Origin of the sequence: Paenibacillus sp. BC26 (genome assembly GCF_900116125.1) — a bacterium.
Lineage (GTDB): Bacteria > Bacillota > Bacilli > Paenibacillales > Paenibacillaceae > Paenibacillus_Z > Paenibacillus_Z lignilyticus.
The window spans coordinates 234036-254504 of sequence record NZ_FPAD01000002.1; the positions used below are offsets into that span (position 1 = coordinate 234036).

At 50.2% G+C, this 20469-nt stretch carries 18 protein-coding genes; 7 read left to right on the top strand and 11 right to left on the bottom strand.

The window, feature by feature from the left end; genetic code table 11:
• The first annotated feature begins 71 nt into the window (after positions 1-71).
• Entirely contained in the window at positions 72-3968 is a 3897-nt protein-coding gene (locus tag BM412_RS17440) for a bifunctional 2',3'-cyclic-nucleotide 2'-phosphodiesterase/3'-nucleotidase (protein ID WP_256256403.1), read from the top strand.
• Between the two features lie 90 nt (positions 3969-4058).
• Positions 4059-5600: an S-layer homology domain-containing protein gene (locus BM412_RS17445; RefSeq protein ID WP_177245898.1), complete on the top strand. Its 1542-nt coding sequence runs from the start codon at positions 4059-4061 to the stop codon at positions 5598-5600.
• Positions 5601-5654: 54 nt separating this feature from the next.
• Here the strand turns inward: BM412_RS17445 and dnaI are convergent, their stop codons facing one another.
• The 4 genes from dnaI to BM412_RS17465 all read right to left on the bottom strand — a co-directional run bounded on the left by dnaI (position 5655) and on the right by BM412_RS17465 (position 9535).
• Positions 5655-6611 (bottom strand): primosomal protein DnaI, encoded by a 957-nt coding sequence (gene dnaI, locus BM412_RS17450; protein ID WP_091222873.1) that lies wholly within the window; start codon positions 6609-6611, stop codon positions 5655-5657.
• A 21-nt stretch (positions 6612-6632) separates the two neighbouring features.
• Positions 6633-8153 carry a replication initiation and membrane attachment family protein gene (locus tag BM412_RS17455; RefSeq protein ID WP_091221084.1) on the bottom strand — a complete coding sequence of 507 codons (1521 nt, stop codon included), beginning with the start codon at positions 8151-8153 and terminating at the stop codon, positions 6633-6635.
• A gap of 112 nt (positions 8154-8265) precedes the next feature.
• Complete coding sequence (locus BM412_RS17460; RefSeq protein WP_091221086.1) at positions 8266-9141, bottom strand: alpha/beta fold hydrolase; 876 nt, start codon at positions 9139-9141, stop codon at positions 8266-8268.
• Between the two features lie 88 nt (positions 9142-9229).
• The gene (locus BM412_RS17465; protein ID WP_091221087.1) at positions 9230-9535 is read right to left on the bottom strand and encodes a YuiB family protein; all 306 of its coding nucleotides are present in this window, start codon (positions 9533-9535) and stop codon (positions 9230-9232) included.
• A 156-nt stretch (positions 9536-9691) separates the two neighbouring features.
• Here BM412_RS17465 and hemQ point away from each other — a divergent pair, with 156 nt between their 5' ends.
• Positions 9692-10438 (top strand): hydrogen peroxide-dependent heme synthase, encoded by a 747-nt coding sequence (hemQ, locus tag BM412_RS17470; protein ID WP_091221090.1) that lies wholly within the window; start codon positions 9692-9694, stop codon positions 10436-10438.
• A gap of 52 nt (positions 10439-10490) precedes the next feature.
• Here the strand turns inward: hemQ and BM412_RS17475 are convergent, their stop codons facing one another.
• Positions 10491-10745, bottom strand: a complete 255-nt coding sequence (locus BM412_RS17475) for a hypothetical protein (RefSeq protein WP_091221092.1) — start codon at positions 10743-10745, stop codon at positions 10491-10493.
• Complete coding sequence (locus BM412_RS17480) at positions 10745-11938, bottom strand: NAD(P)/FAD-dependent oxidoreductase (protein ID WP_091221094.1); 1194 nt, start codon at positions 11936-11938, stop codon at positions 10745-10747. The genes BM412_RS17475 and BM412_RS17480 overlap by 1 nt, the downstream gene beginning before the upstream one ends.
• 395 nt (positions 11939-12333) lie before the next feature.
• Here BM412_RS17480 and BM412_RS17485 point away from each other — a divergent pair, with 395 nt between their 5' ends.
• Positions 12334-13272 (top strand): NAD(P)/FAD-dependent oxidoreductase, encoded by a 939-nt coding sequence (locus BM412_RS17485; protein WP_371264842.1) that lies wholly within the window; start codon positions 12334-12336, stop codon positions 13270-13272.
• 362 nt (positions 13273-13634) lie between these two features.
• Here the strand turns inward: BM412_RS17485 and sda are convergent, their stop codons facing one another.
• The 3 genes from sda to BM412_RS17500 all read right to left on the bottom strand — a co-directional run bounded on the left by sda (position 13635) and on the right by BM412_RS17500 (position 15486).
• On the bottom strand, positions 13635-13778 hold the full coding sequence (sda, locus tag BM412_RS17490) for a sporulation histidine kinase inhibitor Sda (protein ID WP_091221098.1): 144 nt from the start codon (positions 13776-13778) through the stop codon (positions 13635-13637).
• A 256-nt stretch (positions 13779-14034) separates the two neighbouring features.
• A complete protein-coding gene (locus BM412_RS17495; protein WP_091221101.1) occupies positions 14035-14709 on the bottom strand; it encodes a YheC/YheD family protein in 675 nt (224 codons plus the stop codon).
• A 246-nt stretch (positions 14710-14955) separates the two neighbouring features.
• A complete protein-coding gene (locus BM412_RS17500; RefSeq protein ID WP_091221103.1) occupies positions 14956-15486 on the bottom strand; it encodes an accessory gene regulator B family protein in 531 nt (176 codons plus the stop codon).
• A gap of 193 nt (positions 15487-15679) precedes the next feature.
• Here BM412_RS17500 and BM412_RS17505 point away from each other — a divergent pair, with 193 nt between their 5' ends.
• A complete protein-coding gene (locus BM412_RS17505; protein WP_091221106.1) occupies positions 15680-16624 on the top strand; it encodes an aldo/keto reductase in 945 nt (314 codons plus the stop codon).
• 83 nt (positions 16625-16707) lie between these two features.
• On the opposite strand, the gene erpA is transcribed toward BM412_RS17505, so the two are convergent.
• Positions 16708-17070: an iron-sulfur cluster insertion protein ErpA gene (gene erpA / locus BM412_RS17510; protein ID WP_091221109.1), complete on the bottom strand. Its 363-nt coding sequence runs from the start codon at positions 17068-17070 to the stop codon at positions 16708-16710.
• Positions 17071-17206: 136 nt separating this feature from the next.
• Complete coding sequence (locus BM412_RS17515; RefSeq protein ID WP_091221112.1) at positions 17207-17851, bottom strand: PAQR family membrane homeostasis protein TrhA; 645 nt, start codon at positions 17849-17851, stop codon at positions 17207-17209.
• Between the two features lie 286 nt (positions 17852-18137).
• Here BM412_RS17515 and mqnE point away from each other — a divergent pair, with 286 nt between their 5' ends.
• Together mqnE and BM412_RS17525 are read left to right on the top strand one after the other, a co-directional pair.
• A complete protein-coding gene (gene mqnE / locus BM412_RS17520) occupies positions 18138-19241 on the top strand; it encodes an aminofutalosine synthase MqnE (RefSeq protein WP_091221114.1) in 1104 nt (367 codons plus the stop codon).
• A 160-nt stretch (positions 19242-19401) separates the two neighbouring features.
• Positions 19402-20469, top strand: a complete 1068-nt coding sequence (locus BM412_RS17525; protein ID WP_091222876.1) for an NAD(P)/FAD-dependent oxidoreductase — start codon at positions 19402-19404, stop codon at positions 20467-20469.

Consider the following 20469-nt stretch of genomic DNA (forward strand, 5'->3'; position numbering starts at 1 on the left):
TCTTTAGCCCAATTTAATACCTTAGTTGTTACACTTTTCTTATACCAATTGAAAGGTGGAGTTACTAGAAAATGGTTCAAATTCGCAAGAGAATGTCGCGTGCTGCGATTGCCGCCTCCCTTCTCGCAGGCTTTCTGACATCATCTTATCTCCCTACCCCTGCACATGCGCTAGCCGTCATTGAAGCCTCAGTGAATGAGAAGATCGTCGTTGCCGATGAACGGCCTTTTACAATTACAAACGCAGCCATGGATACAGCAGGCGGTGTTCGGGCCAGTGCGGTGGTAACGCCGTCAGCTGTAGGACATGCCGGCGAAGAAACGGTTATTTTTGAACTGTTCGATGGCGCCGTGCCGATCGGAATTGCAGCTTTGACGAAGGATATTGTGGGCAGCGAGAAAATGACGGCCCATTTCAATAAGACGGGAAGCAGCCTGTCAGTCAAAGTATTTGTCGTTGACTCCTATAGCGGATCGCTCACGGAGGTGGGCAATAGCCTCGCTGATCCGGTTACGATGGGTTCGACCTTGAAGCTGCGCATCATGGAAACGACGGATGTCCACACCAATTTCATGAACTACGATTATTACAAGGATGCTCCGGCAGAGAACGTCGGACTCGTTAAAACCGCCACTCTGGTAAAGCAAGCACGCGCAGAAGTGAAGAATGCGCTGCTTGTCGATAACGGCGATTTGCTTCAAGGCACGCCTCTTGGCACCTATATGGCTAAAGTAGCGCCGCTTAAGGACGGCGAAGTACATCCGGCCTATAAAGCGATGAACCTGATGGGCTACGATATTGCCACATTCGGAAATCATGAGTTCAATTACGGTCTTGATTATTTGAACGAAGCTACCGATGACGCTGCTTTCCCTTATGTCAATGCGAACGTCTATGTGGACGATCACGATGCCGACCCAAGCAACGACGTGAATAAGTACACGCCGTACGTCATTATGGACAAAACCTTCAAAGATGAGAACGGTCAAACCCAGACGGTCAAAGTAGGCTTCATCGGATTCGTGACGCCGCAAATTATGGATTGGGATAAAGGAAATCTCGACGGTAAAGTCATTACGAAAGATATCGTAGCGACAGCAGAGACATTCGTTCCGCAAATGCGCGCGGCAGGCGCAGAAGTCGTAGTCGCCCTTACACACTCGGGCTTTAACGGAAATGCAGTGGCAGGCGCTGGTGCGGAGGATGCGGTATACCCGCTGAGTAAGGTTGCAGGCATCGATGCCATTACGTTCTCGCACACCCATAAGGTTTTCCCGGCAGCCAGCATCAGCGCACTTGATCCGCTCTTTAAGGATGCGAGCGGCAACCCGCTTCCGGGCGTCGATAATGCGAAAGGCACAATCAATGGCGTTGCTGCCGTACAAGCCGGTTTCGGCGGCGGCAATCTGGGTATCATCGACCTTACGCTGAACAAAACCAATGGCAAATGGAAGGTTACTGCTTCGCAATCCTCCAACAAGTATATCTATGACAGCGTGAAGAAGCTTCCGCTTGTTGACGCGGATTCTGCGGTCGTCAATGCAATTAAAGCCGAACATGCAGCGACAATCGCCTATGCAAACCAAGCGATCGGTCAAACTTCGGCTCCGATTTACAGCTACTTTGCACTCGTACAGGACGACCCTTCCGTGCAAATCGTTACGCAAGCGCAGAAGTGGTTCGTACAGCAAGAATTGAATACGAAGAACTCGCCGGACAAGGATCTCCCGATTCTATCCGTAGGCGCCCCGTTCAAAGCCGGCCGCAATGGTCCGAGTGAATATACGGATATCAAAGCAGGCGATCTTGCCATTAAGAGCGCCAGCGACTTGTATCTCTACGACAATACGCTGAAGGCCATTAAAGTGAAAGGCTCCGTCGTGAAGGAATGGCTCGAAATGTCTGCGGGTATGTTCAATCAAATTGATCCAAACAAGACGGACGAGCAGTCGCTGCTTAACCCGTCCTTCCCGGTATTCAACTTCGATGTCATCGATGGCGTCACTTATCAAGTAGATGTCACGAAACCGGCTAAGTACACCAAAGACGGGATTATTAACGACGCTGCCTCCAGCCGGATTGTTAACCTTGCCTATAACGGTCAGCCGGTTGATCCTGATCAGGACTTCATTGTAATCAGCAATAACTACCGCGTTAACGGCGGAGGCAACTTCCCGGGCGTGAAAGGTTCTCCGCTCGTCCTGGATTCGGCCAGCGAGAATCGTCAAGTGCTTATGGATTACATCACGGAGCAGGGTACGATTGATCCGGCTGCCGACAACAACTGGTCGATTGCACCTATTGATGCTGATGTTAACGTTACCTTTACAACTTCACCGGTTGCGAAAACATACTTGAGCGCTAATCCAAAGATCGCTTCGCTTGACCGTACCGACGAGAAAGGATTCGGCATCTACAAGCTTGATCTTCACGGAGATGCGACAGAGCCAGGCGAGAATGTGAAGGTTCAACTGCTTGGTATCAATGACTTCCACGGTCAGCTCGACTATTCCACCACTGTCGGCGGCAACGTTCTGGGCGGGGCTGCCTACCTGGCAACTTACCTGAAGCAATACAAATCAACCAATGCAGCAAACACCTTGCTTGTCCATAATGGCGATGCAGTAGGTGCAAGTTCGCCGGTTTCATCGCTTGAGCGCGATAAGCCTACGCTTGATTTCATGGAGCTGCTCGGATTCAAAGTCGGTTCGCTTGGCAATCACGAGTTTGATCAAGGTGTACCTGCACTCATGGCTCAGTTAAATGGCGGTCAGGATCCAATTAATACGAGCATCACGCATTCCAAGACCAAAATCGATTATGTAAACGCCAATGTACTCGACAAAGTGACAGGTGAGCTTATCCTTGCACCGTATGTCATTGAAGAAGTCGGCGGCGAAAAAATCGGCTTTATCGGTGTCGTTACCATGCTGACGCCAAGCAAAGTTTCTCCTGCCGCCTTGGCACCGGTAAATATCGTGGATCAAGCTCCGGTAGTCAATGCTGCAGTCGATGCCTTGACCGCACAAGGCGTCAAAGCCATCGTGGTACTTGCTCATGATCCTGCGTCACAGAGCGGTACAACGATTACAGGCGAGGCCGCTGATCTCGCTAACGCCGTAAGCGATGAGGTTGACGTTATTTTCGCCGGCGACAACCATGCGAAAGTAAACGGAATGGTGGACAACAAGCTCATTTTCCAAGCCTACTCCTACGGTACGGCATTTGCCGACGTGGATCTTGAGATCGACCCGTTAACGCATGATATCGTGAAGAAGGAAGCGAACATCGTTGACGTCAATCAAGCCGGCATTACACCGGATGCTGAAGTGACTGCTCTGGTACAGGCTGCCCTTGCGAGACATCCCGAGCTTGCTTTGCCGGTCGGTTCCACGGAGACGGCTTATAAGAAAGAGAATGCGTATACGCAGGAAATCGCGCTTGGCAGCTTGATCGCCGATGCCATGAAGGATGCCATGCAATCCGACTTTGCGTTCATGAACCCGGGCGGCATCCGCGCTGATTTGCCGCTCGGCAATGTTCTCTACTCCGATTTGTTCCGCATTCAACCGTTCGGCAACCAGCTGGTTAAGATGACGCTGACCGGCGCACAAATTAAGACGCTGCTTCAACAGCAATGGGGAGAAACGGCAGCCAGTACGAAAACACTGCAAATCTCCGGACTTCGTTATACGGCTGATTTCAGCAAGCCCATTGCGGAGCGTGTCGTTGCGTTAACGAAAGAGGACGGTACCGAAATAACCGACTCGGCAGAATACACAGCTGTCGTAAATAATTTCATGGCAGCCGGCGGCGACAACTATACAGTCCTGACACAAGGTAAAAATCCGACAGCCGGTCCCACCGATATCGATGCATTCTACTACTATGTGCTGAACACGTTCAATCACGGTACGATTACAGCGGCTGTGAAAGGCCGCATCACGAATATCAATACGACTCCATAAAAATCAGGTTACATGGCGGTGAACCCGGACTCAGCGGACTCCGTTGAATTAGCTGCCCCGTCCGGGTCACCTTTAGAAAGGAGCATCAAGTTGAAGAGAAAAGCAATCCTCTTAACGGCACTATCCTTGTCCTTGACGTTAGCTGTGCCTGTAGCAGCACCGTTGGCTGCGTATGCGGAGAGTTCCATTCCACAGGCTGCCGGCACAACAATTGACGCAATAACCACTGTCTTTGCCGGTAGTTCCGTATCGATCAGCGGCACAACCAATGCGGCTGAGGTCATCATAAAGGTCATCAGTCCGGACAGCACTATCCTCTTCTTTGATATCGTGAAATCGGCCGATGGCCGATATTCCGCTTCATTTCAGCTGTCCGGCAATGCGGCAGCGGGCAGCAGCTATCAAATCATTGCCGGACAAGGCACTGACGTCTCGACCAAGACATTTACCGTTGCTTCGAACGGAAACGGAATTCCTGCTGCACCTCCCACTAATACCGATGAGCCGCCGGCTCCGGGTGGTATGACAACCGTTCATTTCGAGCTGTCCGATGTTTCCGCTGCCGCTAACGGTGTTGCCACATTGGATGCCAGCGAGGTCGCTTCCGCCAAATCGGACATCCGGATTCCCGCAACCGTCATGCAAACCATTGAAGATAACAGCTTCCGCATTCTGCTGCCGAATGGAACCGTCACGCTGCCGAAGGAAGTGCTGAATGCGCTCTCCGTGCTGGCCGGTTCCGATAAGGATGCGAGTCTCTCGCTTCAATTCAGCAGGCTGACGAGCAGCGAAGCCGCTTCTGCCGTTGCCAAGCTCGGAGATGCCGGTACAGGCCTTACACCGCAAGGGCAAGTCATTGAACTGACCCTTGGCATTGCATTCAAGGACGGCTCCTTGAAGAAGCTGAGCAGCTTCACAAAGCCGGTCACGCTCCAGCTTCAGCTGGCTGCCAGCGCGGATGCCCGTCTGACCGGCATTTATTATCTCTCCGATCTCGGCGGAGTCGAGTATATCGGCGGCACTCTTAAAGGAAACACGCTGACCGCCCAAATTGGCCATTTTTCTCAATACGGCGTGTTCTCGTACATGAAGAAGTTTGCCGACGTGCCAACGACTCATTGGGCAGCTGATGTGATCGAGGAACTGACTGCGAAGCATATCGTCCAAGGCATCTCCACAGACAGCTTCGGTCCGAAAGCCAAAGTGACACGTGCCGAGTTTGTTACGATGCTCGTTCGTGCTCTTGGTCTGAAGGCGACAGGTACCGCACCTTTCACTGACGTCAAAGCGGGCAGCTGGTACGCTGATGCGGCTGCCGCAGCCTACGAGAACGACATCGCATCCGGCACAAGCGCCGGGAAATTCGAACCAAATAAGCCGATTACCCGCGAAGAAATGGCGCTCATGATTACTCGCGTCTATGAGAAACAGCACGGCCAAGCCAGTGGCAGCGCTACTGATATCGATGCATTCCAAGACAAGAATACAATCAGCAGCTGGGCGAAAGATGCGGTTCAAGCCGCCGTGCATGCCGGGCTTATGGTTGGCAGTGATCACCTCTTCTCCCCACGAAGTAATACAACACGAGCAGAATCCGCACAAGTGCTCTACAACTTACTGTTCCGCGATTAATACAAAGAGCCTGCCGTCTATGACGGCAGGCTCTTCTTTCTGTGTATATGGCGATCAACGAAGACCGCGTTTATTGTGGCCTGTCACATGAACAGGCTGGACGTACGGACGAATCCGATCCATCAGCCGCTGCCCTTTGTGCAGCTCATCGCCGTCTTTGTTCGTAAAGCTGAAATGCTGTTCGATCGCATCAAGCCCATAATTGGACGTGTAGAACGTCGGCTTACGATTCATCCGGTAATTCAGAATGGCGCCAAGGACATGATCCCGCACCCATGGATTCAAGTTCTCCGCTCCGATATCATCGAAGATCAGAAGATCCGTCTCCTTCATGAGGTCGACCGTTTCCTTGAGCTTCCCCTGCTCCAGCATCAGGGACTTCAAGTCCTCCACAAACTCCGGCATGTACACGATTGCGCCAGTGAAACCGGCCTTGGCCAGCTCATGGAGCATATAACACATGAGGAACGTTTTCCCCGTACCGAATGACCCGGTTAAATAGAGCCCTTCCTTCTGGAGTCCGTTTTCTTTGGTAACGTTAATGTACTTGATAATCTGACCGACCGCTTTCATTCGTTCCAGATCCTTCGATACGATCTCATCCGCGGAGTAACCTTCCAATAAAGCCCGGTCATCCACGTAGAAGCTGCGTATGCGGCTGCGGATCTTGTTCTCGCTTTGTCTGGCGATCAGCTTCTTACAGGTCACTTTGCGGTCGTTCAATTGAACGCGGCCGCCAACCGATTCGCAGCTAAGCTCCGTATAGTGGCCCTCGAAATCATTCGGACATTGATCGAGCCCCGGGCAGTTGCTGCAAATCCGGAATTCCTTGGTGCATTGATAAATTTTATTTAAATTCAACCGGATCGTCTCGTTATCCAGCTCCGGATATTTGGAACGAAGTTTGCCGACGAGTGGATCGGCAAGCAGCTCTTCCATTAATTTATCCGCTTGCCTTAATGCGCTTCCGCCTCCCGGCATTTGCTTCAGCAAATCGCCCAGCGATTCCATCGCCATAAACCTTCACCTCAATTACGTCGTTTTCCCATCCAGCTTGCGAGCCATTCGCCGGATTTCCTCCATCTCCTCTGCCGAGAGCGGCGCTCCGCTCGGCGCTTCGGGCATGATCGGAATCGCCGGTTTGCGGCGTCCGCGCGGCGCACCTGAGCCGCCTCCCGTGTTCCCTCGCGGAGTCTGCTGGACATTGTCGCGGCGGCGATCTTTTTCACTTTCAATTTTCACCTGTTCACGCACATAGCCGACTGCTTTCTCGAATGAGTCAATTCCTTTGACAAGCATATTGGATGCTACGGCATCGATATACGTTTTAGTCACGCGCTGGGCATCGTTAAGACCAAGTACATAATGAATGAGTACGTTAATAACAGACCCTTGAAGCCGATAATTAAGATCAATCTTTTCGAATTCCCGAATCAACCACTCCGGGACAGCTCCCGGGAAAAATCGGGAAATAAAGCGCGTATGCGGCTCGTTCCGCATCAGCATGTTGTACTGATGAATATCGCAGCGTCCGGCCAGCTGAGTCGGAACCTCCATGTAATGCTCCGCCTGTACGGCTACTTCATCCGGCGGCTCTTCGCCGTCCTCCGCACTGTTATCCGCTTTAGCTGCAGCAACTCGTCCATACAGACGCTGCCGCTCGTCGGTGCGCTTCCGATCCTGACGGTACATCTGATTCGCCCGCAGCTGAAGCTCATCAATGAGCAATTCGCCTTTGCTTGAGAATACATGGTCTTCATCGAGCAGCCGGACCAGATCAACAACGGTTAAATTGTATTTATAAGCTACATAATTCAACTGGGCAACAGCCTCATGATCGCCGCGAAGCCGTTCGACATGATGCCTGTTCGCTGCATTACGAGGGAAACGCATGATGATATCGCCGTACCCGATACCTGCTGTTTCCAGCTGCGGCTTCGGTGCGGGCTGTCTTGCCGGCGCAACTTCGGTCAGCGCCTGTTCGAGCTCCAAATCAATGCCTTGCGTATTCAATCGGAACAGCTCATAGAAAGGTACAGTTATATTATCTCGCTGCAGATCCACGCTGGCAAGCTCATCCGATTCCTTGGCATAGAAGGATTCCCTGAGGGCGATAACGGCATGTTTGCCGACCTTATCGCGAAGGAGCAATGTCAAATGCGGACTTCCGAAAAATTCATCCGGCGATAAAGGCTTTACCAACTCGTATTCATAAACAACATCGTCATTGTCCGGTACGCCAAGCCTCGACACTTGCAGGAGACCCACCGCTTCCAGCTTAGATGCTTGATTAATGAGATCCTGCCTGCCGCGCTCGTTCATTTCCAGGCCAAGCCCGAGCAGCAGTTTGCGCTGCGCTTCAAGCGGCGAATAACCGACCCGGTCGTCCGGCACTTGCTGATATAGAAACTGATAGAACCCTGCCGCGAACGCTCCAATCATAGATTGATAGATCAATCCGACCATTTTGCGATCAACGGCGCTTAGCGAAAAATCGCGAAAGATGTAGCATCGATGATGCTCTGTAAAGTGGTGCAAATTGCCGATCCGCATCTCATTTGACTCCATCCGCCTTTTATTCTTCCTACTAGTTTACCATAAAAGCGGCCCGCATTTGAGGCACAGAAAAAAGAAAATTCCCCCGCTTGAGGGAACTTTCGCATACCTAATGGTGTGAGGCCGGATTACCTGCCCCTTCTTGAACACCTTTACTAATCAGCTCATCAAGCAGCGCTTCCTGCTCCTGGAAGGTATCCGCGATTTCAGGATGCTCCTGTTTCGCCAGCCACTGGGTCATGACGAAAGCTGTCGTCACCGGCTCCTTCGTTAGAAGCTGCCGACCCGCTCCAATGATGCCGTACAGTTCGCTGTTTGGCAGCCGCCGTTTCAGTTCTGCCGCATAATTCTGCCCCGTCTTATCCGCAGTTCCATACAAAATAAGCACGGGCTGCTTCAGCTGAGGGAGCCGTTTCTGTACGGAACTATCCAAGCAAGCCGCCGTATACTCCCGCCACTTATTCGAATCGCCAAGCTTTGCTTCCGTATGCAGCTCTTCGAAGGATGACTTGCTGCCAGCCTCCGACCAAGCCGCCTTGAAGGCAATAGGTCCCTTCGGGCTGAGAATGCTCGAGATGAATGCCGCCTGCAGCTTCGAACGCGTAACAATATCCGTATAAGCGGACGCTCCGGAAACCATGATGCCGCCGACGAATCGCTCGGGATAAGCGAGCATGGCCGCCAGAGCCGGAAACGAGCCTGCCCCATAGGAGCACACATACGCTTGCTTCACGCCAAGTCCATCGAGCAGCCTTCTCATATCTTCTGCAATTAACGCCAGTGACAGCTTTCCGCCGCCTGCCTCGCTGTATCCGTGACCGCGAATATCGAAGCGGATTAAACCGGAACTCGCCGTCCATTTCTCCTGTACAGCCGTAAACAGACGGCTGGTCAAACAAGGTGGATGCACAAATAGGATTGGCGGTTGCCCGGAACCATCTTGATGATAATGCAGTGCGGTATCGCCAATATTCAAAAACGGCATAGCGCAACACCTCGGCTTTCGTTGTCAGCGTCTATAGATGCTGATTGCGAATTTTCCTTAGTATGGCCATGCCGTTTGATGTTTCATGTTAGAACATTTTGTATCCGCCTTTGCGCAGCGCCCGAATGGTAGCACCACTTACATAAGCGCCGATCAATGCACCGATCGCCGGCAAAATATCAACAAAGGTAAAGGATGTGAAATTGCCCGATACGCTCTTCGCATCGTCCCAGGTTTGCCAAATAAAGAGTGGGACGAGTACAAGAATAAATAAGTAAATGGGGAAAAATGTTGTTTTCAGCAGCATATTCAGAATAAATCCGATTCCAAACATCATGACAAAAAACAAAACTGTTGCAATGACAAGCTGTAAAATATTAACGTCACCGTTCATCCCGAGTCGTCTACCCCTTTCGCTACGAATAGTGTAGTAGATGGCACATCCGAAGTCAATTCATTCGGGCGTGTTGTCACAAGTCCGTCATTTGCTCTCCTTTGCCGCGTTACGTTACAATGTAATCGACAAAGATACGGATAGGGAGAGATAACTATGAGTGAAGCAGCACAAACGCTCGAAGGCTGGTATGCCTTGCACGATTTTCGCTCGATCGATTGGACAGCTTGGAAGCTTGCGGATGAAGGCGAACGCGCCATTGCAATGGATGAGCTTCAATCCTTCCTAAGCGAATGGCAGACGATTGAAGATAACAAACAAGGCAGCACGGCGTTCTATTCCATCATTGGCCAGAAAGCGGATTTCGTCATGATGCATCTGCGCGAAACGCTGGAAGAGCTCAATGCCATTGAGAATGCATTCAACAAAACGACTTTTGCCCAATTCACAGTTCCGGCTCATTCTTATGTAAGTGTCGTGGAATTGAGCAACTATATGGCAGCACCGGGCACCGACCCTATGCAAAATCCGGAAATTCTCGCTCGACTGAAGCCGATTCTGCCAAAATGGAACCATATCTGCTTCTACCCGATGAACAAACGCCGCGAAGGCAACGACAACTGGTACATGCTCAGCATGGACGAGCGCCGCACGATGATGCGAAGCCACGGGATGATCGGACGTACCTATGCAGGCAAAGTTAAACAAATCATTACCGGTTCCGTCGGATTCGACAACTGGGAGTGGGGCGTTACTCTGTTTGCGGATGATGCGCTGCAGTTCAAGAAACTCGTGTATGAAATGCGCTTCGATGAAGTCAGTGCGCGCTTCGGTGATTTCGGCGACTTCTATGTCGGCAACCGGATGACCGATGAGAAGCTGCAAGCGCTACTCGCCATTTAAATTGAAAAAAAGCGGATGAAACGTCTCAGGACGCCTCATCCGCTTTATTTGTTTAATCTTCATCGTCCTCTTCGAGGAGACGTTTCGCTTCGAGATACGCTTCCGTCTGACGGTCGCGCTCCCTTCCCTTCTCCTTAAGCCGTTCAATGCCCGGCAAAATGAGAATATCGACTTCCTTCTGCACCGTATATGCCAAGTCGTAACGGTTCTGCGACTCCAAGAAGGAGCCTACTTCCATCAGCGCGTTGTACCGATCCAGTTCATCGCGCGTCAGCAAACCACGAACCTGCACGCTGCAGTGTCGCATTACAGGAATTTACCTTTGCGAAGTACCAGTGGAATACCACCGATGATGTACAGGTAACGAACGTCAATTGCTTTCTTCAGCAATGCAGCTACGCCGCCTTTGTATTTCTTGCCGAATGCAAGACCAACTGCTTCGCCTTTACCAAGGGATGCAACTGTACCTTTGTTCTTGAATTCGAATTTCTTAAGCGGTTGGTTACGAATCGATGCCACCAGGTTGTGCGCGCAAGTTACGCCTTGTTGCATAGCGATTTGTGCGGTTGGCGGGAACGGACGGCCTTCCGGATTGAACATCAGGGAGTTGTCACCTACAACGTAGATGTTCTCGTGGCCCGGTACGCGAAGCGACTCATCCACTTTAACGCGTCCGCGCATCGTTTCGATGCCTGCTTCTTCGATCAAGCGGTTGCCGCGTACGCCGGCTGCCCAAATGACGGTTGCTGCTTTGATTTCTTCGTTGTCGCCAACGATTACGCCCTCAGGAGTACATTCTTTGATCGCTGTTCCGATGCGGAATGTAACGCCTTTCTTCGTCAATACTTGCATAGCGTACTCAACGAGCTCCGGATCGAAACCTGGAAGCGCAGTTGGAGCGGCTTCGATGTTATATAGTTTAACAAGCGAAGGATCCACGTCGTTTTGCTTGCAAAGCTCAGGAAGACGGTCAGCAAGCTCGCCCACAAACTCGATACCTGTGAAGCCGGCGCCGCCGACAACAAAAGTAAGGTAATCTGTGCGGTGTGGTTCGCGTTTGTAACGTGCAAATTGGTACTCAATGTGTTCGCGGATTAGACGAACGGAGTTGATGCTGCGAATATTCATTGCATGCTCAAGCATACCTGGAATTCCGAAAGTTTCCGGCTCGCCGCCAAGGCCGATTACAAGGTAATCGTAGGAGAGCGTTCCGTCTTCAAGAATAACCTTCTTGTCTTGGGTGCGGATTTGAACAACAGTCGATTTAACGAAATCGATTTTGAATTCGTCAATCAGCTTGGAGATGCTCACGCGCGCGTTTTCGGTTTTGTCTGTACCTGCTGCCGGCATGTGCAGGTGAGTCGTGAAGTAGTGGTAATCATGCTTGTTTACAAGCGTAACATCAGCTTCATTGTAGTTCAGTTCTTTTTGAAGACGCAGTGCTGTCAAGATACCGCCGTAACCGGCACCAAGAATAACAATTTTCGGTATGTTGCTCATCGCAGAATCCCATCCATTCGTAATTTCTTTTTCTTTACAGACTTTGTGAAAAATTACACAAACACAGACAATGAATAATGTTAGTGTGTGACCCTTAGCCTACTTTTATGAATAGTCCATGTCTATTTTCGACAAATCGAATACTAATACCTCACATATTACAAACTTTTTCAGTAAAGTTCAAGGGTAATTTATACGAAAATATTTAGAATAACATCCAATTTTCTTATTTCCTCATAGCTTGTCGAACAGATATAATGTACAAGAAGATTCATCCAAGTGTAAGGCAGCATGTGCTCGTTCATTTTGTTACCTTTTTGGAGGTGTCAACTGTGTCCAACTCTGCTAATCCCACGCATGTCGATATTGCGATTATCGGCGGCGGTCCTGCCGGTATGTTTGCTTCCTTCTATGGCGGTATGCGCCAAGCATCAGTCAAGATCATTGAAAGTATGCCTCAACTGGGGGGCCAATTAGCCGCGCTATACCCGGAGAAGTATATATATGATGTGGCTGGATTTCCGAAAGTAACCGCAGGTGAGCTTGTCGAGCAATTGAAGAAGCAAATGGAATTATTCCAACCGGACATCCACCTGGAGGAGAAAGTCGTCAACGTCATTAAGCACGATGAACGCTCTTTCGAGATTGTGACGGACAAAACCTCGCATTTTGCCAAAGCCGTTATTATTACGGCCGGGGTCGGTGCTTTCGAGCCTCGTCGATTGGAGTTAGAGCAAGCGGCCAAATACGAGAAGAAGAATCTGCATTATTTCATTAGCGATTTGAATCAGTTCCAAGGCAAGCATGTCGTAGTCACCGGCGGCGGCGATTCGGCCGTAGACTGGTCATTGATGCTCGAGCCAATCGCTGCAAGCGTGACGCTTGTGCACCGCAGAGATAAATTCCGAGCTCATGAGCATAGCGTTGAGAATTTATTGAATTCCACTGTCCGCATACTAACACCATATGAAATTACTTCCCTGCACGGTACACACCATATAGAACGCATTACCTTGCAGCATGGCAAAACAGCTGATTTCACTGAGCTTCCGGTTGTCGATGCCCTCATCGTCAATTACGGTTTCGTCTCCTCCCTTGGTCCGATAGCCGAGTGGGGACTCGAGATCGATAATGGCTCCATCGTTGTTGACTCTCGCATGGAAACGAGCATTCCCGGAATATTCGCCGCAGGCGATGTCACCACGTATCCCGGGAAGCTGAAGCTTATTGCGGTTGGTTTCGGCGAAGCGCCGACAGCCATCAACAATGCCAAGGTTTATGTAGATCCATCCGCTAAACTCTCCCCCGGACACAGCAGCAATATGAAGCTGTAGCCACCGAATTTCAGCACGTATTACAAATCAAAAAAGGGTATCCTAATCTTTAGCCTGACATGCTGATTAACGTCGCAATGGCAAAGGAGGGTACCCTTATCTATGTTATGTCCCATCTGCAATGGCTTGGAGCAGCTTACGGCTATCTGTCCGCTTTGCTCCCTACAAACTGATGATTACGGACGGCTCGAAGACTTTGCCGGTCCTTATGCACCTTATCAGCCTGACACGTATACAAATAACGAGACGATTCCTTCATTGTCACAATCGGAACAGAGCTGTGGACATATCGTATATTGCTCAAACTGTGCGAAGACGTTTGAAGTAATTGTTTCTAAGTGGCAATGAAACGGGGACGAGTTCTAGGCGGTATTGCGATAATTTTCCGGTTTAAGTTGTCTGCGTTTCAGCTCCGCGCTAAGCAATAGAATAAATTCCGGATCCAATTCGAACTTATGTGCCGCGTCATAGGCATCGAGCAAAAGGTCGTCTGACAGCTGATCCATATTCTCCACTCCTTCCCTCTTTATTCCAAATTCATCTTAGCATGTCCAAATAGGAAGGAACAAGCGTTCCGATTATCCACACAACCATGTGGACAGCATGTTGGTAAGATGTGGGTAATCGTCGAATAATGAGGAAATACCGATGAGGATATTGTGGATACGGTTATACACAGCCCGACAAAAACCCACTTTTGATAAAAAACTTTAATGGCACTCTATCAACCTATTAATCTATTATATTAAATCCGGTTAATTACTATTGAGGCCTCGTATTCACTTCGAAAATCCAAATTTTCCCGTTCCGATCAATGCCGTAATCAAAGCCCAACTGTCCGATCCCCGGAAACCGCCCCTCAAGCACTTCGGTGGAAAGCTGAGTAAGCAGCCGCATTTCACGCTTCTTGGAACCAACCGCACCGCTCGAGAATGATCTTCGAATCCCCTCAGAACCGCTGAGCAGCGTACCGCCTCGGCAAATATTCGTTACGAATAAGCCCGGTTTAGCCAAGCGCCCTACAATCGCCGTAATCGCCCATTGTCCGGTTGCCTGCTTCACGTATTTCACACGGTAATCAATAGGTCTGCCGCCGATTGTAGCCAAACGGATTCCTTTCTGAATCAAATAGCGACGGGAGCTCTTCTTCGACAGCAAAGACTGATACATACCGTCAAACGTGCTAAAGCTGCTTGTTTTGGAATAGTAGGTATACTTGTAGGTTCCGGCATCTTTGGACACTTTAATGACGCCGTTGCCGCCGGCTCCGCGTACCGGCTTAATAACGACCATTCCATGTGACTGCAGCATGCTGTTTAAATTCACTTTCGAGAACATACGCGTTGGAGGAATGTGCGGCGCAATACGACTATGCGACAATAATGCCTCCGTTTTCGCCCATTTGCTTGCCAACTGTCTGCCTTGTTCCGTTCCCATTCCGTAATCCCATCCTTTCTTTATAACTGTTCTATAGTTGACAGCATATGCCTCGCAGACATCTATCTCTTGGATGATTGTTAGGGTCAACTCGCCTTATTTAATAGGCTGATAGAGCAGAAATCGCGCCCGGTATTGCCCGGGCAATGAATGGGGAGACATTTGCCGCATGAAAAACACCCGGTACGGACGCTTTATGCACGTCTTACCGGGTGTTTGGCTGGGTACGATCAGGATTGAACGGGTTTAGGACTCTTCTTCTAGCTGCTTGCTTTTAAAAGGTAGGAAACAGGACTGAACAGCAAATGCGAGAGCCAGCATCTCTGAGCCGAACCAGAAATTAGATGCCACAATCAGACAAGCGATCACCTTCATGAGCGGATAATATTTAGGCGATATTGTCGCATATTTGTCGTAGTTTGCAGGGGCGAGCACGGCCATCATCACAAGCGAAGCCGCCGTAAGTCCGTACATCCAAAGCTCCGGAATTACGACATGCGGCAGCACCGACAATACAACCGTGGAAGCTACGATGCAGCTGACATTCGTAGGCAGATGATAGCCGCCGGATATAAAGCGGATCACCGCAAAGACGACTAGCAGCCCGGCAGTCTTAAGCGGCTCGCCGCTCACGAGTCCAATAATAAGTACCAATGATGCAATCGAGATCGTATTCAACATAATTTCCAGCGCATACTTGATGACAGGGACGGAGGGCGCAATCGCCCCGCTCTCGGTCATTTTGGCATGCAGTGTCGCAGCTGTTTTCTGAAGCATCTTCACGTTCCTCTCGGGCAGGTTTACATGTGATGTAGTTCTGGTTAGTCTCTTATCCTAATTTCTACTAGTATAGCAGAGATATTTGTTCCGCAAAATCACTACCGATCCTTATTCACGCCCGGTTTTCTTTCTTCTTGCTTTCCGGTTGATTATAATGGGAATGCAACCCAAATGAAGGAGTGAATCCACGATGAAGTATCGTAAGTTAGGCAAGAATGGTCCTGAGATCTCTGTAATCGGCTTCGGCTCATGGGCAATCGGAGGCGCCGGCTGGGCGAGTGCTTGGGGCAATCAAGATGATGCTCAATCGGTGGACAGCATCCGCGCAGCACTTGACGCAGGCATTAATTTCTATGATACGGCAGCGGTTTACGGGCTTGGACACTCGGAGGTCGTACTCGGAGAAGCACTTCGCGGCGATCGCGATAAGGTCGTGATCGCGACAAAATGCGGTTTGGTTTGGGATGAGGCCGGATCGATCACGAAAAGCGGCGCATACGACTCCGTTATCCGAGAAGCGGAAGCCTCGCTAAAGCGGCTCGGCACGGACTATATTGATTTGTATCAAATGCATTGGCCGGATAGTGAAGTAGCTGCCGAAGAAACGATGCGCGCGATGGACAAGCTTGTTCAAGACGGCAAAGTCAGATTCGTCGGCGTCAGCAACTACAACGTCGAGCAGTTGGAGCGCTCGCTCACGGTCAGACATGTCGATTCGCTGCAGCCTCCCTATTCAATCTTGCGGCCGGCAGCAGAGCAAGAGCTGCTTCCATTCTGCTTAGCCAACGGCATCGGCGTCGTGGCCTACAGTCCGCTGACTTCCGGTTTGCTGTCCGGCAATTATACGTACGACACCAAATTCGGGGAAGACGATTGGCGTTCACGCAACAAAGCACATACCGGCGAAGGCCTTCGCAGCAATGTGGACCGCGCCGAGAAGCTTAAGGTAATCGCGGCACGTTATGATATCACACTGCCGCAGCTTGCCGTCGCTTATGATCTTGCGCACCCTGCGCTCACGAGCGCTCTGGTCGGCGTACGCAAGCCGAGCCATATTCTTAGCGTTCTTCCGGCGATTGATGTGGTGCTTGATGAAGCGGTCTTGGCGGAAATTCGGGCCATTGCGGCTGGCTAGCTGCAGCTGGACATTCAGTCTGAAAACACAAAGAAACCTCCCGGAGATCCCATCTCCGGGAGGTTTCTGCATTTCTTATTCGATTAGCATTCGCCGGCTTCAGCGGGCTTACCCGCATCCGTTGCAGTACGGAACGACGAACCGCAGCCGCAAGTTGCGGATGCGTTCGGGTTGTTGATGGTAAAGCCGCCGCCCATTGCGGATTCTTTATAGTCGATTTCGAGGCCGTTCAAATATTTCATGCTGTCCGCGTCCACGACAACCTTCAATCCGCCGAACTCCATCGTTTTGTCTGTATCGTTAAGCTCATCATCGAAACCCATGCCGTATGAGAATCCGCTGCAGCCGCCTTCCTTTACGCCAATGCGCAGGAACAACTCCGGTGACTCTTCAGCCTCCAGCATTTCCTTGATTTTCTCGTTTGCAGTCTCGCTTATATTAATCATGGTATCCCTCCTGTAATTGGGAGTTTGACGGAGTCAAACTCTCTCTGATTTCGTTATTCAAATAACTCACTATATATTTTATAGTATACTCCACATTGCAGAAGGACTCAATACACGTACAACCCTATTGTAATGGTTACGCAGGCAGCACATACAGCAGAATCGCGAAGAAATGCAGCACCGAGCCGCCAAGTACAAACAAATGCCATACGGCATGATGATACTTAAAGCTCCGCCAAACATAAAACAATGTGCCAACCGTATACAGCACGCCGCCGATAATCAAGAGCTGCAGACCACCCGGCGCCAAATGCGCTTTCAGCGGTCCCCAGGCAAACACGATGATCCAACCCATTCCGATATAGAGCAGCGTGGATGTGAAGAGAAACTTAGAAGCGTAGAAGGCCTTGAACACAACGCCGCACAATGCGAGTCCCCATACGATGCCGAACAGCGTCCATCCTGCCGCGCCTTGCACAATATGCAGCACGATCGGAGTGTAAGTTCCGGCGATGAACAAATAAATGCAGGAATGATCCATAATTTCAAACACATTCTTTGCTTTTCCTTCCGGAAAGCTGTGAACGAGCGTAGACGAAATATACAGCATCAGCATCATGGAGCCGTAAATCGTAAAGCTGACCACATGCGAAGCATTTCCTTTAATTGCGGCAAACACGATTAGCAGCACCAACGCAGCAACACTTAATACAGCACCCAAGCCATGCGTGATCGCATTGGCTACTTCTTCCTTGCGAGAATACGTATATGTATTCGCCATGAAGTCCACCTCATTCTTATTAACTGTTTCGCCTCTGCTCCTTATTGTAACCCAAATTGCACGGCATCGAAAGGAAGCCGCCTCCTGCTCCTTCCATCGTTTAGGTCCTCTGGCATGACTTAATAGTTGCCGCTCTTCATGATGAGGTTTATAATAAGGGAAGTTATTTGTGTGGGGTTTTTGGAGTGAGGGTAAGTAATTTTTTTCACAATGTTGTTTTTTTTCAATTTATACATTATACACCGGACCTGTAAATGAGTGCCCGGCGGACTGGGAGGATACTCTTATGAATGTCGTAATACCTACAGATGCTACACGAATGCAAGCCATTGTCGAGAAAGTTCGTGCTGGCGAACGTCTCACTCGGGAAGATGGAGAATTTCTATATCGTTCCGACGATTTGCTCACCATCGGCCAGATGGCGAACGAAGTCAACCTCAAGAAGAACGGACGGAAAGTATATTTTATCGAAAATATGAGCTTATACTTCACAAATGTTTGTGAAGCTCATTGTGCGTTCTGCAACTTCCGCAAGGATGAAGGTCAAGAAGGTGCTTACACGCTTACCGGCGCGCAAATGATCGAATATGTGGAGAAGCATATTCATCCTGATGTACGTGAATTCCATATCGTCGGCGGCCATAATCCGCATGTGCCTTTCCAATACTACGTGGATTCGCTTCAAGCGTTGCATGATCGTTTCCCTAATGTTGCGCTCAAAGCGTACACAGCGGCTGAAATCGACTTCTTCTCGCGGATTAGCGGCTTGAGCTACAAAGAAGTGATTCAAGAACTCATGAAAGCCGGCCTGCAAAGCTTAACCGGCGGCGGCGCCGAGATTCTGTCCGACGAATACCGCAAGAAGATGCGCGTTGACAAAGCCGATGTTTCGCAATACCTGGAGGTCCATCGCACGGCGCATAATCTTGGTCTTCGCACGCACACAACCATGCTCTACGGATCTGTAGAGAAAACCGAAGATCGCGTTAACCATATGCTTCAAATTCGCGAGCTGCAAGATGAAACGAACGGCTTCCAAGTGTTTATCCCGCTCTCCATGCAGCCTATCAGTCCGAAAGCAAGCATTCGCCGCCGCAACTCCGCCTTTGACGATTTGAAGGCTATTGCGATCAGCCGCTTGCTGCTTGATAATTTCCAGCATATTAAAGCTTATTTCATTAATATCGGTACTCAGCTTACGCAAGTTGCGCTTACAATGGGCGCTTCGGACGTACACGGTACGATGGTGAAAGAACGCATCAGCCATGCAGCAGGCGCACTGACGCCGGAAGGCATCACACGCGAGGATCTGATCTGGCTCATTAAAGGCGCCGGTCGTATTCCGGTTGAACGCGATACGTTCTACAACGAAGTGAAGGTTTTCGAATAAGCAGGTTTTGCCATAGTTTTGGGTAGTACAAGCACTGATGGCTAAGGTCGCAGAGGCGTATACTACGGGTAAGAGCAAACAGCGGACGCCGGCTTCCGGCGCCGCATCACTAAACGAAATGCAGAAGATTTTTATGCACACAGAGAAAGTTGGGATTTTGATGAAGCGTTTTGTCATTCTTGGCGGCGGTTATGGAGGTCTTACAGTCGCCCATGCATTGCTCGAGGGTGAACTGCCAGACGACACAATCGTCGTTCTAATTGACCGTATGCCGTTTCAAGGGTTAAAAACGGAGTATTATTCTTTGGTAGCGGGAACTGCCGCGGATATCGATCTGCGCGTAGCTTTCCCTTCGGATCCGCGTCTGATCGTAACTTACGGCGAAGTAACCGACATCGACCTGGATGCGAAGCATATTCAACTTGCCGGCCAAGATCCGCTTGAATACGAGTGGCTCGTAGTCGCACTTGGCTGTACGGACAAATATCATGGTATTGATGGCGCGGAGCTGTACTCCAACAGCATTCAGACGTTCTCCGCATCGCGTAAAACGTATTTGGCGCTAAACGACGTGAAGCCATACGGGCAAGTAACGATCGTTGGCGGTGGTTTGAGCGGTGTTGAGGTAGCATCCGAGCTGCGTGAAGGCCGTCCTGACCTCAATATCCGGATTATCGATCGCGGGCCGAGCATTCTGTCTGCATTCCCGGGTAAGCTGCAGGAATATGTTTCTTCGTGGTTTATCGAGCATGAAGTGGAAATGCGGGGACATGTTTCGCTGCATAAGCTTGAAGAAGGCAGCTTGTATGATTTGAACAATCCGAGTCCAATTCTGTCTGACGTAACGGTATGGACAGCAGGTATTCAACCTGTAGCGCTGGTTCAACGCATGAACCTGCCTAAGGACGCCCAGGGCCGTCTCATCATTAATGAGCACCACCAACTGCCGGATTATAACGACGTGTTCATCGTCGGCGACTGCGCCTCCCTGCCATTCTCGCCAAGCGCGCAGGCTGCGGAAGGACAAGGCAAGCAAGTTGCGGAAGTCATGCAAGCAATTTGGAGCGGCAAAACACCCAAACTTGGCAAAATCAAGCTTAAAGGCGTTCTCGGCTCGCTCGGAAAAAAAGCCGGCTTCGGCCTCATGGGCCGCACGCCTCTTATGGGCCGCGTACCTCGCGTTCTCAAAAGCGGTGTCTTATGGATGTCGAAGCATCATTTCGGCTAA

Bases quoted from the DNA above. Each gene is read 5' to 3' on its own strand.
- BM412_RS17500 (WP_091221103.1), bottom strand. From the start codon at position 15,486: ATGCTTCAGAAAACAGCTGCGACACTGCATGCCAAAATGACCGAGAGC.
- BM412_RS17485 (WP_371264842.1), top strand. From the start codon at position 12,334: ATGTTTGCTTCCTTCTATGGCGGTATGCGCCAAGCATCAGTCAAGATC.
- BM412_RS17475 (WP_091221092.1), bottom strand. From the start codon at position 10,745: ATGCGACACTGCAGCGTGCAGGTTCGTGGTTTGCTGACGCGCGATGAA.
- erpA (WP_091221109.1), bottom strand. From the start codon at position 17,070: ATGATTAATATAAGCGAGACTGCAAACGAGAAAATCAAGGAAATGCTG.
- BM412_RS17505 (WP_091221106.1), top strand. From the start codon at position 15,680: ATGAAGTATCGTAAGTTAGGCAAGAATGGTCCTGAGATCTCTGTAATC.
- BM412_RS17480 (WP_091221094.1), bottom strand. From the start codon at position 11,938: ATGAGCAACATACCGAAAATTGTTATTCTTGGTGCCGGTTACGGCGGT.
- BM412_RS17440 (WP_256256403.1), top strand. From the start codon at position 72: ATGGTTCAAATTCGCAAGAGAATGTCGCGTGCTGCGATTGCCGCCTCC.
- dnaI (WP_091222873.1), bottom strand. From the start codon at position 6,611: ATGGAATCGCTGGGCGATTTGCTGAAGCAAATGCCGGGAGGCGGAAGC.
- BM412_RS17495 (WP_091221101.1), bottom strand. From the start codon at position 14,709: ATGGGAACGGAACAAGGCAGACAGTTGGCAAGCAAATGGGCGAAAACG.
- BM412_RS17515 (WP_091221112.1), bottom strand. From the start codon at position 17,851: ATGGCGAATACATATACGTATTCTCGCAAGGAAGAAGTAGCCAATGCG.
- BM412_RS17465 (WP_091221087.1), bottom strand. From the start codon at position 9,535: ATGAACGGTGACGTTAATATTTTACAGCTTGTCATTGCAACAGTTTTG.
- BM412_RS17455 (WP_091221084.1), bottom strand. From the start codon at position 8,153: ATGCGGATCGGCAATTTGCACCACTTTACAGAGCATCATCGATGCTAC.
- BM412_RS17525 (WP_091222876.1), top strand. From the start codon at position 19,402: ATGAAGCGTTTTGTCATTCTTGGCGGCGGTTATGGAGGTCTTACAGTC.
- mqnE (WP_091221114.1), top strand. From the start codon at position 18,138: ATGAATGTCGTAATACCTACAGATGCTACACGAATGCAAGCCATTGTC.
- sda (WP_091221098.1), bottom strand. From the start codon at position 13,778: ATGGATCAGCTGTCAGACGACCTTTTGCTCGATGCCTATGACGCGGCA.
- hemQ (WP_091221090.1), top strand. From the start codon at position 9,692: ATGAGTGAAGCAGCACAAACGCTCGAAGGCTGGTATGCCTTGCACGAT.
- BM412_RS17460 (WP_091221086.1), bottom strand. From the start codon at position 9,141: ATGCCGTTTTTGAATATTGGCGATACCGCACTGCATTATCATCAAGAT.